General features: G+C 50.1%; 13 protein-coding genes. 4 read left to right on the plus strand and 9 right to left on the minus strand.

Annotated elements, in window-relative coordinates; translation table 11 throughout:
* Positions 1 to 57: 57 nt before the first annotated feature.
* Entirely contained in the window at positions 58 to 1,122 is a 1,065-nt protein-coding gene (locus tag HH301_RS05865; protein ID WP_169567533.1) for a GGDEF domain-containing protein, read from the minus strand.
* Between the two features lie 207 nt (positions 1,123 to 1,329).
* On the opposite strand from HH301_RS05865, the gene HH301_RS05870 reads away from it, so the two are divergent.
* Entirely contained in the window at positions 1,330 to 1,842 is a 513-nt protein-coding gene (locus HH301_RS05870; RefSeq protein WP_169567535.1) for a hypothetical protein, read from the plus strand.
* Positions 1,843 to 1,876: 34 nt separating this feature from the next.
* On the opposite strand, the gene HH301_RS05875 is transcribed toward HH301_RS05870, so the two are convergent.
* The 3 genes from HH301_RS05875 to HH301_RS05885 form a co-directional block, all read right to left on the minus strand.
* Positions 1,877 to 2,119 carry a hypothetical protein gene (locus tag HH301_RS05875; RefSeq protein WP_169567536.1) on the minus strand — a complete coding sequence of 81 codons (243 nt, stop codon included), beginning with the start codon at positions 2,117 to 2,119 and terminating at the stop codon, positions 1,877 to 1,879.
* A gap of 96 nt (positions 2,120 to 2,215) precedes the next feature.
* Positions 2,216 to 2,608 (minus strand): hypothetical protein, encoded by a 393-nt coding sequence (locus HH301_RS05880; protein ID WP_169567538.1) that lies wholly within the window; start codon positions 2,606 to 2,608, stop codon positions 2,216 to 2,218.
* A gap of 162 nt (positions 2,609 to 2,770) precedes the next feature.
* Positions 2,771 to 3,442: a hypothetical protein gene (locus HH301_RS05885; RefSeq protein ID WP_169567539.1), complete on the minus strand. Its 672-nt coding sequence runs from the start codon at positions 3,440 to 3,442 to the stop codon at positions 2,771 to 2,773.
* 383 nt (positions 3,443 to 3,825) lie between these two features.
* Between HH301_RS05885 and HH301_RS05890 the strand changes: the two genes are divergently transcribed.
* Positions 3,826 to 4,557 (plus strand): substrate-binding periplasmic protein, encoded by a 732-nt coding sequence (locus tag HH301_RS05890; protein WP_206378189.1) that lies wholly within the window; start codon positions 3,826 to 3,828, stop codon positions 4,555 to 4,557.
* Between the two features lie 17 nt (positions 4,558 to 4,574).
* On the opposite strand, the gene HH301_RS05895 is transcribed toward HH301_RS05890, so the two are convergent.
* Positions 4,575 to 5,270, minus strand: a complete 696-nt coding sequence (locus tag HH301_RS05895; RefSeq protein WP_169567543.1) for a hypothetical protein — start codon at positions 5,268 to 5,270, stop codon at positions 4,575 to 4,577.
* Positions 5,271 to 5,984: 714 nt separating this feature from the next.
* Between HH301_RS05895 and HH301_RS05900 the strand changes: the two genes are divergently transcribed.
* Positions 5,985 to 7,019 (plus strand): tetratricopeptide repeat protein, encoded by a 1,035-nt coding sequence (locus HH301_RS05900; protein ID WP_169567545.1) that lies wholly within the window; start codon positions 5,985 to 5,987, stop codon positions 7,017 to 7,019.
* A gap of 23 nt (positions 7,020 to 7,042) precedes the next feature.
* On the opposite strand, the gene HH301_RS05905 is transcribed toward HH301_RS05900, so the two are convergent.
* Positions 7,043 to 7,792 (minus strand): SDR family oxidoreductase, encoded by a 750-nt coding sequence (locus HH301_RS05905; RefSeq protein ID WP_169567547.1) that lies wholly within the window; start codon positions 7,790 to 7,792, stop codon positions 7,043 to 7,045.
* A 58-nt stretch (positions 7,793 to 7,850) separates the two neighbouring features.
* On the opposite strand from HH301_RS05905, the gene HH301_RS05910 reads away from it, so the two are divergent.
* Positions 7,851 to 9,320 (plus strand): adenylate/guanylate cyclase domain-containing protein, encoded by a 1,470-nt coding sequence (locus HH301_RS05910; RefSeq protein WP_169567549.1) that lies wholly within the window; start codon positions 7,851 to 7,853, stop codon positions 9,318 to 9,320.
* On the opposite strand, the gene HH301_RS05915 is transcribed toward HH301_RS05910, so the two are convergent.
* The 3 genes from HH301_RS05915 to HH301_RS05925 all read right to left on the minus strand — a co-directional run bounded on the left by HH301_RS05915 (position 9,317) and on the right by HH301_RS05925 (position 11,910).
* A complete protein-coding gene (locus HH301_RS05915; protein ID WP_206378190.1) occupies positions 9,317 to 9,766 on the minus strand; it encodes a DCC1-like thiol-disulfide oxidoreductase family protein in 450 nt (149 codons plus the stop codon). The genes HH301_RS05910 and HH301_RS05915 overlap by 4 nt on opposite strands.
* 62 nt (positions 9,767 to 9,828) lie before the next feature.
* On the minus strand, positions 9,829 to 11,028 hold the full coding sequence (locus HH301_RS05920) for a CaiB/BaiF CoA transferase family protein (protein ID WP_169567553.1): 1,200 nt from the start codon (positions 11,026 to 11,028) through the stop codon (positions 9,829 to 9,831).
* Between the two features lie 93 nt (positions 11,029 to 11,121).
* Complete coding sequence (locus HH301_RS05925; protein ID WP_169567555.1) at positions 11,122 to 11,910, minus strand: IclR family transcriptional regulator; 789 nt, start codon at positions 11,908 to 11,910, stop codon at positions 11,122 to 11,124.
* Positions 11,911 to 11,928 lie beyond the last annotated feature (18 nt).

An 11,928-nucleotide genomic window follows, 5' to 3' on the forward strand; every position in this document is an offset into this window, starting at 1 on the left:
TCACTATAGACCTCTGCCAGAGGGTTTGGCAAATCCGATTGTGATGCCGCTTCAGGCTTAAAAGAGTTCGATATCTGTGGTGACGCTTGGTTGGCTGATCACGTCTGGTTGAAAGACAACTTTATTCCGACCACTGGTTTTGGCGGCATAGACCGCCTGATCTGCCGTCTCTATCAGGGAATAGGCCGGTTTGTTATGATCTACGCGGGTATAACCAACGCTAACGGTCATCCGGTTGGAGGGGAATTTGTAATCCTCCACCAGCGTACGAAAGCGCTCAAGCGCGGTATTAACGCCCGCCTCGTCAGTCTGGTTGATGATGACCAGAAATTCCTCTCCGCCATAGCGGAACAGAAAGTCCGTATAGCGGAAGGATCGCTTCATCAGGTTGGCAAAATGGATGAGCACTTCGTCGCCATAAAGATGCCCGAACTGGTCGTTCACCTTCTTGAAAAAATCAATATCCAGAAACGCAATCCAGGATTGGGAGGCGGGGTCTGCCTCTGCCTTTTGTCGATAGAAATTCAGTACCTGCTCCAGGGTCAAGTCCAGGGTTTGGCGATTATGTAGATGCGTCAGTGGGTCCCGCTCCTTGGCGTCCAGCAGGCAGATCAGCTCTCCATAAACCTGGGCGAGGCCCTTGATGACCTCCCGCACGGAAGCATCCGGCTGCCCTTTCAGGATCAACAGGCGCTTGGGGTCGATATTCCGGGTCAGGTAAATGGCGATGTCGCTGGCGTTCTCACCCGGGATTTCCTGATATCCATGCACATCGGCGGTCGCTATCTCGGTAATGAGATCCTGATTTTCATCCGTAAAATCTGCATCCAATGTCAGGGGAAACCGGCGGATTATCAAATCCGTTGTTTTATTCACCGTATCATTGCGTTTGGGCGTATCTCCCAGGATTTCATAGGATTTGACATCGGAAATACCGTCCAGCTCCAGCAACATATGGATCATGCGCTGGGTCAGATCAAAATAGGATCTGGCCTTCAACAGCTCGGATGAGAGGGTGAAAGCATGTTTCAAATCCGGGACCGACATCAACAAAACCTTACAACACAACAGGATAAAGCCATCCGTTCGGATGGACTTTGTGTTGATAAAGGAATTTTGCATATATGTAAAACTCTTATATAAAATTTGGCAGATCCATGGTTGCCTTTTATCGGCGGTTGGGGTAAGAAGCGCCAAGGCCGTGAGGGAGGCCTGCCCGCAAAAGATGACATCACCCTCTCTTTCCAAATGAGCAAAATGACTGTTTGAACAAACAAGACTTTTGAGTTGGCGTTGCGGGGCTGCCAGATAAACTTGAGGGTTATGATGATGACAAACATGTCGATTGAAGAGCTCAAAATCCGGGCGAAAAAACTTCAGAAATCAGCATTAGCAGGCGATCCTGCTGCCTTGAAACGCCTCCGCCGTGTGTGGAAGGGAGAGGGGGAGCTGAAACGCAAGCTGTGTCTTAATGCCATCGGGATGGAGCTTGGTTTTCGTGACTGGGCCCATGCGCGTGATGTGTTGGAGGGCACCGCGACAGGGGAGGCAAACCGAGGTACCTTTTGGTACTCAAACCGGTGTATGCCGTTCCTGAACCACTGGTTCGCAGACTATCAGGAAGCCAAGGTCTTTCTCCTTCGAAACCAGGGATATACGCTGGTGCCGTATAAAACCCAGTTTGTGGTGGTCGAGGATGATTTCCTTGAGGCGATTAACCTGAATGAGGAGTGTGACGCCCTCTGGCAGGAGATCCATCATGACGCTGTTCATGGGTATGGGACCCCTGCCTGGCAAGCACTTGTGTACCGCCGGATCAGCCATCTCCGCGATGCGCCGTGAGGATAAAAGAGCCCTTGAGTTGTCAGGGGCTCTTTTAATTGGTCATCAGGCAGGTTTCTCGAATACCTTCTGCGCTATCCAGTAGACAGCCCAAGGCTTTATATTTTCGAAAAATCTCGCTGATAATCGGCTCATAGGCTTTCTTGTCTTTGTGCAAGTAGGTGTAGGTATAAACTGCGTCGAGTTTTTGTTCTTTCAAACCGTATATTTCCGGCTCCATCAATTCACGCTGGGCACTGTCGGTGACGATGCCAGAAATCCTTTTGCGAAGGAGCATGGATTTGAGGTTCGCGTTTGAATTAATCTCAACTTTTGTATAGCTGGGGAAGGGGAGGTTGGCGCTATTTTTCTCCAGTGTTTTTTGAGCCCAGGCTCAGCCTCGAACCACACCTATTTGGTTAGTTAGAGTGTCTAAATCGGGCCAGTAAATCAGCCACGCATCAAAACCGCCAAACGGCTCCTGAACCTTGACGGTGACATGTTGGATAAGTTCTCCAAACTCTTCGGAGGCAATAACCTGCCCATCAATTTCGCCGGCTTCTAGCATCTCGACAGCTCGGGTCAACGGCAAATTGACAAGCTTGATACAGTACCCGTGACTTTCCATTACTGTCTTAAAATTTTCCCCAAGAAAGGATAATTTTTCCGCGATGGCTTTCACGGTATTCATGCGCAGGCATTTTGTCTTGTCGATCTCGGCAGAGATAGCCGCGCTGGAAATGAGCAGGGCAAAAACTAGGGAAAGACTATACCGTATGAATGACATGTTGGGACTTTTCTAAATCGAACTATTTCTAAAGATATACGAGTTTATCAATTAGACAATATTAATTTAGTGGGGTGGCCCGGGCATGAGCGTCTCATGATACGGATCGCCGTTATGGTGAGGCGCCTTCTAAAACCCCAGTTTGATGCCCAATAAGTCCTCTCACTGGGGCAATTTCAAGTCGAATACTAGAAAAGAAAAAGCAATGTCAGTTGGTGGGCAGGCAGGTGTCAACGATGCCGGATGGATTATCAAGCTCGCACCCATTCTTCTTATAGTTTCGATAAATTTCAGCAATTGCTGGGGCATAAGCTGCCTTGTTTTTATGAAGGTAAATATATCCCTTATGCTCGGAAATCTTTTGCTTTTGCAGGTCGGTTTTTTCGAAATCGATACCCTTGATTTCCCGGTTATTACCGACACACGGCGATAGAGCAGCATTGAAACCAGGTTTTCATGGCTGTTCGCTTCCACAACCGAGAAGGCCCGGCGATTTGTTCGCGTGGCGAATCTTTGCAACGCAACAAGCGGCCATTTGGCGCCTCTCAACACCCCAACTGGATCAATTTTGTGGATGTCCTCAGGCCAGAAGACCAGCCATCCTTCCGATACGCCGAACGGCTCCTCAACAACAACAGAGAATTGTTCCAGTGTTTTTCCATATTGCTCAGACACAACCACATAACCATCGATTGATCCTTCCTTGAGCATCTCGGTCGCTCTCTTAAGGGGAAAATTGATTAACTCGACGCAGATCCCCGCTCTTTCAACAATGGTTTTGAAGTTTTCGCCCAGATGTTTGAGCTTTGCAGAAACGGCTGACAGCGTATTCATCCTCAGACACTCCTGCGCCTGAGCTTCCCCTGCTTTTAAAGGGCCTGCAATGAGAACTAGAAACAGTATGAAATTTAAAGGTTTCATTGGGGGATGAAGCTTTCAAAATTTCGGTCCAAATTCTAATCTGGTTCGCATGATCTATAGGTCAATGCGATCAGCCCATGTTTTTAAATATATCTCGCGTTAGATGTCATAAGCTGTGATGAATGCGCAAAAAAATGAAAGATAATTAACAAAAACTTAATTCAAATGACCGACCCTAGAAAACTTGGATGCGAGTCAGTTGGATGTAGAAAAGTCGATTTTTTCACACATGTCTTATGCTACCGGTGGGTCGTTTCCTCAGTCCAACCACTCTCTTGAAGAAAAACTGGACCGGCATGTTGAATAAGATTTTGTTTCTGCAGTTATTTGCAGTTTTTTTGAGCAGTCTCTCTGTTGCCGATGAGCATGAACTGAAATTTGCCTGCACCCAGTTCCCGCCCTTTAAAATCCAGGACAGTGAAACGCCGGGAATTGATGTTGAGCGGATTTCAACAATCATTGATCGGCTGGGTCTGCAGGCTGAGTATACATTTTTCCCCTGGGCACGGGCTTATGAGGAAGTGAAGACAGGACGGCAGGATGCCCTTTGTGGGTGTTCCTATCAAAGAGAACGGACAGAGTTTTTTTATTTTTCCGATGAATTTGGCACTCATGCTCAAGGCTTTCTGACGTCTCCCGGATCAGCCATCAGTGACGATTTCGAGCAGGGAAAATCACTCGATGAATATTCCCTTGCTGTCGTGAGGGGGTATCAGCTCTCCAACGAGCTGGAAGGCCTTGTCCCAAATGTTGTTCGGGTGAAGGATGATCTGCAAGCGATCACCCTGTTTCAGCAGGGGCGCGTGGATGCCGTGTTCGGATATATTGATGTGATGAGGCATATTATCCAGAAGCATAATTTGGATATTCCTATTGATTTTCATACGATTGAGCGCAGACCCTATTACATCTGTTTCCATAAAAATGAGAAAAACCACGACTTGCTGCATCGCTTTAATGATGAGATCCGCCAATCAAAAGCAGATGGCAGCTTTGAGAAAATCAACAGAAAATATTTAGGCAATTAGGCGCCGAGCCAGCCCGGCTAATTCGTCGGCAGACAGCTTTCCTTGATACCTCTACGGTCAAGTAGGACGCACCCTTTATCGGTATATGAGCGATAAACTTTGCTGATTAGCGATGCATATCTAGATTGGTTCTTATGAAGGTATGTGTAGCCGTATAGAACCCCGAGATGCTTCGTGGCGAGGCCTAGCCGGTCAATATTCGATGACTGAGTTCCACTGACCGTCCCAATAATTGCCTGTATGCGATTTCGGGATAATAGGGAAAATAAATTCTCGTATGTCCTCCCTTCAACAAGGGTGTAAGACGAAGCTAACAGCGGAGGCGGATTTAGGTTTAGTAAACGTTGCGCCCACTTGTTGCCCCGAATGATCCCGACGCTTTTGATTTCTACGTCCTGATGGGGCCAAAACACGATCTGGGTGTCGGTTCTCCCAAAAGGAACCTCTACCTGAACGGTGAAGTTCTCAATGATCGGTTCAAATTCTTCCGATAGGACAACAAAGCCATCAATCTCTCGATCTCTTAGCATTTCGATTGACCTTTCCCAGGGGATGTTCAGGATCTCAACGCATATCCCGGAATTGTCCATGAGGGCTTTGAAATTCCGCCCTATATACTCAAGATCCTCGGAGATGGCGCCAAGGGCATTCATTTTCAGGCATGTGGTTTTAGGGGGCTCCGCGGCAAAAGCTGTGCTCGAAATGCCAGTCATGATCAACACTTGGAAAAGAAGTGAACGCAGGTACATGCGAAGCCGGCTCCCAGATTATCCCCCGCTTCATAAGGTATGGCGAATATGTCTGTATGGCCAACAGGAAACGACATTCCTGAGCTTAAAAATGCAGAATTAGGGTTTAATAATATTATTAATTGCACATTCTTAAATAAAATTCTTGAAATGCGGGTTTGGCCCTCCCATATGGCCATTCCTGTGCAGAAAGGGCTTCCTCTGAGTTTACGTCTCTTTGGGTTTCCTGTGATCAGGGCGTCGGGCACAAGTGACCGACTTTACAATGCGCCTGATCCAAATCTTCGACACGTGCAAAACCACTTTAAAAATTCAGTAAACTTGCCGGTGATGCATGCGTACCAATTTTGATACCGAGTAACCTGTTAGTACAGAAGTAACCGCATCACCGGTCTTTTTCCGGTTGCGTACAGAAACACGCTCATTGGGGGATGAGACACCATGCAGAAATACACGCCGTAAAGCGGCTAAGGGACTGATCCAAAACATAAAATCAAACCAACCCGATCAGCCTGCCAACCCAACATCTATCGACACCACCCACCCGGCACGAATTCTGTGTTTGCGGGCCTTTTGGGGTGTTTTAAGGTGTATAAAGTTTTACTCATTTTTGGGGTATTGATTAATCAATATTAAACCAAATAGCTGTAGCTATGCGCCATTAATAGGGGTGAAAAGATGCGATTAATACTTGCTTTGGTAATTACATTTTGTGCTTTGGTATCATATGCTCAGGCGGGACATTGGGGATCTGCTACAGAAGACAAACTGGAAGCCAGTCAGCCGGAATTGTTTAAGGACTTCCGCAAAGCTCGTGAATTAATCGATAATTTTGATGGAATTCGAAAGCCCTTATTGGTTGCCAAGGAACTGCTGGATAAAACGATTGAGCAGGATATAAATTTCGCACCTGCTTATGTCGAATATGCCCGACTTTATTATAAAGGGGGGCATATCCTTGGGGGCGTATTCAAGTCTCAAACAAGGAGTATGGCTAGAGCTGCCATTGAGAGGGCAATTGAAGTTGAGCCTGACTATGAGGATGCTTATGTCCTGCTTGGCTATCAGCTATATCAGGAAGGTGCAAATGAGGAAGCATTAACTGTTCTTGATCATGCTGAAGAACTGGGCAGCAAGAGTCCCTGGTTGCATCTAAATAGAATGCTAGTTTATCAGTTTACCGGTCAGCGGGACGAGGCATTTAAACATCTTCTGAAGGTGATTGAGAAAAAGCCAAATAATGAGAACGCTTATTCCTTCGCGTTGGAGAAAATGGCGCGTTTTTATGTCAACAGAGAAAATTTTTCGGAAGCAGATCAGTGGTATGAGCGCCTTTTGCAACTGCAGCCAATTGCATGGAACTATAGTAAAATAGCCTACTATCAGCTCATGCATAAACGGGATGTGGATGCAGCAATAAGCTATGGGGAACAAGCTCTTGAAAAAATGGATTATTACGAGGCGCGGAGAATTCTTGCTGCCGCCTATTTTGTCAAATGGTCCCAGGTGACAAAAAAAGGGCGACTAGAAGAAGCCATGAGCTATTTTGCTAGGGGGTTCGAGCTTTTTCCCAACCTGGTCAAGATAATTGATGTCTATCAGAGTGAAGATGCCATGAAGGATACTCTGGCCCGGTTGCGGGTTTATGTACGCTATGCCGTCTCCAAAAGCCTGCAAATCATGCGTGAAGAAGGTGTTCAAATTCCAGGATAATGATTTAGGCGGGTTATCCGTCTTCAGGTTTTCATCTTTACATAACCCCGGTTGTGGCTGGGGCTGATCACGAGTGTGCCGACGGAGACGCGTTTGGGAAGGTTGGCAAGGAAGAGAATGGTTTCACCCAGATCTTCCTCCTGCAGCATTTTTTCCCGATCTTCCGGAGAGGGTGGGACGGGGCGTTTATCCAGGATTGGGGTGTTCACCTCTCCCGGACAGAGGGCAGTGGCGCGAATGCCGTGATCCCCTTCCTCCATATTCAGGCTTTCACTAAAGGCGACGACGCCATGCTTCGCGGCGGTGTACGCCGGACCGGTCAGGATGGATGGGCGCACGCCCGCAACAGAGGAGACATTGATAATAAGCCCATCGGCCTGTTTTCGCATCAGCGGCAGGACCGCCTGGCAGCAATAAAAACTGCCATTGAGGTTGGCGGAAATGACGCTGTCAAATCCATCCGGGGTCACCCGCTCCCAGCTTCGATCGGGGATATTCAGGCCAGCGCTGTTCACCAGGATATCAAGCTTGCCATGCGCTGCCTCGATCTTGTCCGCTGCTTTTTTGACGGCGTCTGCGTCCGTCACATCGAGGGGCAGGATCTCCGCTGATCCGCCCGCTGACGCGATCTTTTGGGAGATGTCTTCAAGTGGTTCCACCCGCCGGCCAGACAGAATGACATGTGCGCCTGCCGCCGCCAACTTCAGCGCGCCCGCCGATCCAATCCCGGTGCCAGCCCCTGTTACCCATGTAATTTTTCCGGAAAGTGTCATGTCCCTGCTCCTCATTATTGGTTTTATTTTAGCGCCCTGAGGGAAAGCATAGGATGGAATGGCAGGCTTGTCGAATGGCAGAAGCGGTGCCATCTCAAGTCTAGAGGTTCAGCTTTGTAGAATTAGTCACAGTGGATTGAGGGCGGATCTGATAGGGTATCTATCAGACGTGTCGCATTTAACGGGCGGATGGAAATATATGCGGGTGTTTAAGGGGCGTGAGGGGATTGGATCAGAGATTGAGCAAACCCTTCTTGGTGCGGAGCAGCAGGGTCTGAAGCTGGCCATTAAAGGGCGGCTGATCGCGCTGGTGGTTGTTGGGCTTTGGATGGTGCCATCGCGCGGTGCTGATCGGGCCGCGGATATTATTCTAGCGCTGGTGGTTCTGGTGGCGCTGGGGCTTTTGCATTTCTTCCTCATTGGCTCGCGCTGGGACCGGAAATGGGTGAAATATGTCTTCATCACGGTGGATCTGGCGCTCCTTTCTGGTGCCATGGCCCTTGTCCCGCCGGAGCCGGGCCTTGACCTGCCGCAGATCTTCATCTTCCGCTTTGATGTGTTTCACTACTACTATGTGATCATTGCCGTGGCGGCGTTCAGCTTCTCCCCCGGGTTGGTGCTTTATTCAGGCGTTCTGGGGGCAATCGGGTGGCTCAGTGCCTTTTTATGGGTGCGAAGCGGGATTGAAAAACCGCTGGAGTGGGGGGATGCGCTGACGGAAGGGAGCAGCGACTATTTCTCGAAAATCATTTTGCATCCGGATTTTGTGGCGACCGGCAGCCGGGTGCAGGAGGCCATCATTTATCTGATGGTGGCGCTGCTGGTTGCAGTTGTCATGTACCGGGCCCGGCTGACGGTTCGCCGCCGATTTGAGGCGGAGCAGGATGTGGCGACGGTGACCAATCTTTTCGGCCGGTATGTGCCCGAAGCCGTTGCCCAGACCATGATCGAGGATAAAGGCGCCCTTGATCCGATTGAACGGCAGGCAACCGTGATGTTTGTCGATGTCGAAGGGTTTACGAGCCTGACCGAGGCAAAAGGACCTGGCGCCACAGTTGATATCCTCAATGCCTATTTCGATGCAGCGACAGAGATTATCAGTCGCCACGGGGGTATTGTGACCCAGTTTCAGGGAGACGGTATTCTGGCGGTTTTCAACGTCCCGATTGCGGTGGAGGATCATGTTGGTCACGCCTATCAAGCGGCGTCAGAGCTATTGGCGCTGGTCGAAAGCCGGGACTTTGCCGGGACCCGGTTTAACATCCGGATCGGGCTGACAACGGGCCCCGTTTTTGCCGGTAATATTGGCGGCGGCGGTCGTCAAAGTTATACGGTTTATGGGGATACGGTAAATCTGGCCTCCCGCCTTGAGGTATTGAATAAAACTCAAGGAACCCGCTTGCTCATCTCTCATTTTGCGGCGGCTCACCTGCCATCAGCAGTGTTAAGGTCCCTCGGCGCGGTGGAGATCCGGGGCGTTGCTGAACCGGTTGAGATTTATACCCATAAGACAGACGGCGAAGGTTAGTTCGGCTTTTCATCCAGATTGATTTTGGGAACACCGCGCAGCATCAGAAGGGTATTCCGCCCGGCCCGGAGAATTGGATAGCTGATCCGGCTGACAGTTGCGGATTTAAAAAGCCAGGCATTGAGCCGATTAAACCAGCCGTGAGCGCTACCGAGGAGCGCCATCATCTGTAGCGCATCGGCTCCGTGATAGAGCCGCCCGCCATATTTCAGAATCATGCCTTCATCCAGATCGAGATTTGCCTTTCGGATTTCCTTAAGCAGGGGATGGTCCGGGTCGCTCCGTCCATCCAGCAGGTGAAGCGATCCTGCGGCCTGCCGGATTTGCAGTGCCATCGCCGCCCGGGTGCATAATGGGCATCCCCCATCATAGACAAACCAAACCCCGTCTTCAGAGGCGGCGGTTTGGTTGGGTATAATTTCCTGTTGTAGGGGCTGCGGGGCCACGGCATCCACTTTGCTTATGATCGATCTCGTAATCATAAGCTTCCCGCGGATGCCTGCAACTTTTAGCTGATGACGCCCTTGGTTTTTAAGGAATTAATCTCATCCGTGGTATACCCCAGAAGATCGCTTAGAACCGTGTTTGTATTTTCCCCAAGCTTCGGCGGCGGGGTTGGTTCAGGCGGTGTGTGACCAACAAACTTGACCGGGTTGGAGACCATTTTAAGCGGACCGATTTCAGGGTGGGTGACCGTCTGGATCATGCCCCGCGCGGCCGTGTTTGGATGATCCAATGCCTCAGCAATACTGAGGATAGGGGCATGGGGAACGTCAAATTCCTCCATCTTTTGGGTCCAGGCGGCAGTGGTGTCGGTCTTGAAAATCTCGGTAATCAGGGCCTCCAGCCCTTCGCGATTGGCAAGGCGATCCTCATATGCGGCATAGCGCGGATCTTCCAGCAAATCAGCACGGCCCATGGCATTAGCAAAATTGCGCCAGAACCCCTCGGTCAGGCAGGCGACGATGATATGGCCATCTGCGGTTTCAATGGCCCCATAAGGTACAATATTGGGATGACGGGTGCCATAAGGCTCTGGTGTTTTGCCCGTGACAAAATACAGCTGGGAGAGATATCCCAGCATGCCGAGCAGGCTATCGAGCATGGAGATATCCACCTTTCGCCCGACTTTCTTCGTGGTGGCTTCATGCAGGGCGGCCAGGATGCCAAAGACCCCAAAAATACCGCCGGACATATCCCCCAACGGAACGCCGAGCTTGGTTGGGCTTTGATCCGGTTCTCGATTAACGCTCATGATCCCAGAGAGGGCCTGGGCGACGATGTCAAAGGAGGGCTTGTCCTTCAATGGCCCCTCCGCCCCAAAACCGGATATGGCACAATAGACGAGGGCAGGATTATCTTTTTTCAATTCCTCGTACCCGAGGCCGAGTTTGTCCATCACGCCGGGTCGAAAATTTTCAATCACCACATCGGATGTTGCGGCAAGATCCTTGGCAATCTTGGCCCCTTCCGGGGTTTTCAAATCCAGCGTGATGCTTGATTTATTGCGATTAAGGGCAATGAAATAATGACTGAGGTCGCCCACATATGGCGGGAAGTTCCGTGTCTCATCTCCTTTTTCAAGGCTTTCAATCTTGATGACCTCCGCCCCAAGATCCCCAAGGATCATGGTCGCATAGGGACCGGAGAGCACTCGCGTAAAATCGAGGACCCGCACCCCATCAAGGGGCCCCTTATCTGTTATCATTTTCACACCTCCCTTATTATCGGTTTTAGGCAGGATCTGGGTTTCTCTGTCCCTTTATTGATCCTTCGTTTCAGGCTGTCACCTGCTTGGCATTTACATATTGATACTGTTTGTCGTCTCCCTCGCAGCGATCAGCAGTTGTTCGGCTATTGGCTCTAGCCCCATTGATTTCACCTGCTCCGACACCCCGACAGTGACGATGCAATTTGTCATCGCGCCAGCCTTGTTGAAGACCGGGGCGGAGAGAATGGTCACACCCCGGATATAATCGCCTGTATCGATACCGTATCCCCGTTTTTTGGTTTCTTCGATCTGGGAGATCCAGTCTTCATACGTGGGTGGGTTGTCCCAGCTCAAGGCGTCGAACTGACGCTTTAGATCCCGGCGAGAGAGATTGTTAAACGCGGCATGGCAACGGCCTGTCGCACTGATCAGGCCGGGGAACCGACTGCCCACATCCACCTGCAGGCGAAAGGGCAGGCGGGAGCGGGCAATAGCCACGACGACCATATGCTTCACACCGGTCACCTGAACCCCAATAGAGGTCATGCCAAAGTCGTTGGAGAGATTATCCAAATGAGTCTGGACCACATGATTGAACACGTTCTTCATGAGCACGGTGCGGGCAAGCGGCAGGACCCCAATTCCGAGGCTGTAGCGTTTGGTCTCTTCCTCAACCACAACCAGTTCTTCTTCGACCAGGGTACGCAAAATATGCAGGCAGGTACTGGGAATCAAATCCGTGTCCCGAGCAATCTGATTCACCCCTAATGGCTCATCCGACTGAGCCAGATGACGTAAAATGGCAATGCCTCTTGTGAGGGCGGGGACCTGTCTGATTCTGGCTTGAGAGCCGCTGTTTTCCTTGGCTTTTGGGGGCATTAAGAACTCCTGATTTTA

This window comes from Sneathiella limimaris, from assembly GCF_012932565.1.
Taxonomy (GTDB): Bacteria; Pseudomonadota; Alphaproteobacteria; order Sneathiellales; family Sneathiellaceae; genus Sneathiella; species Sneathiella limimaris.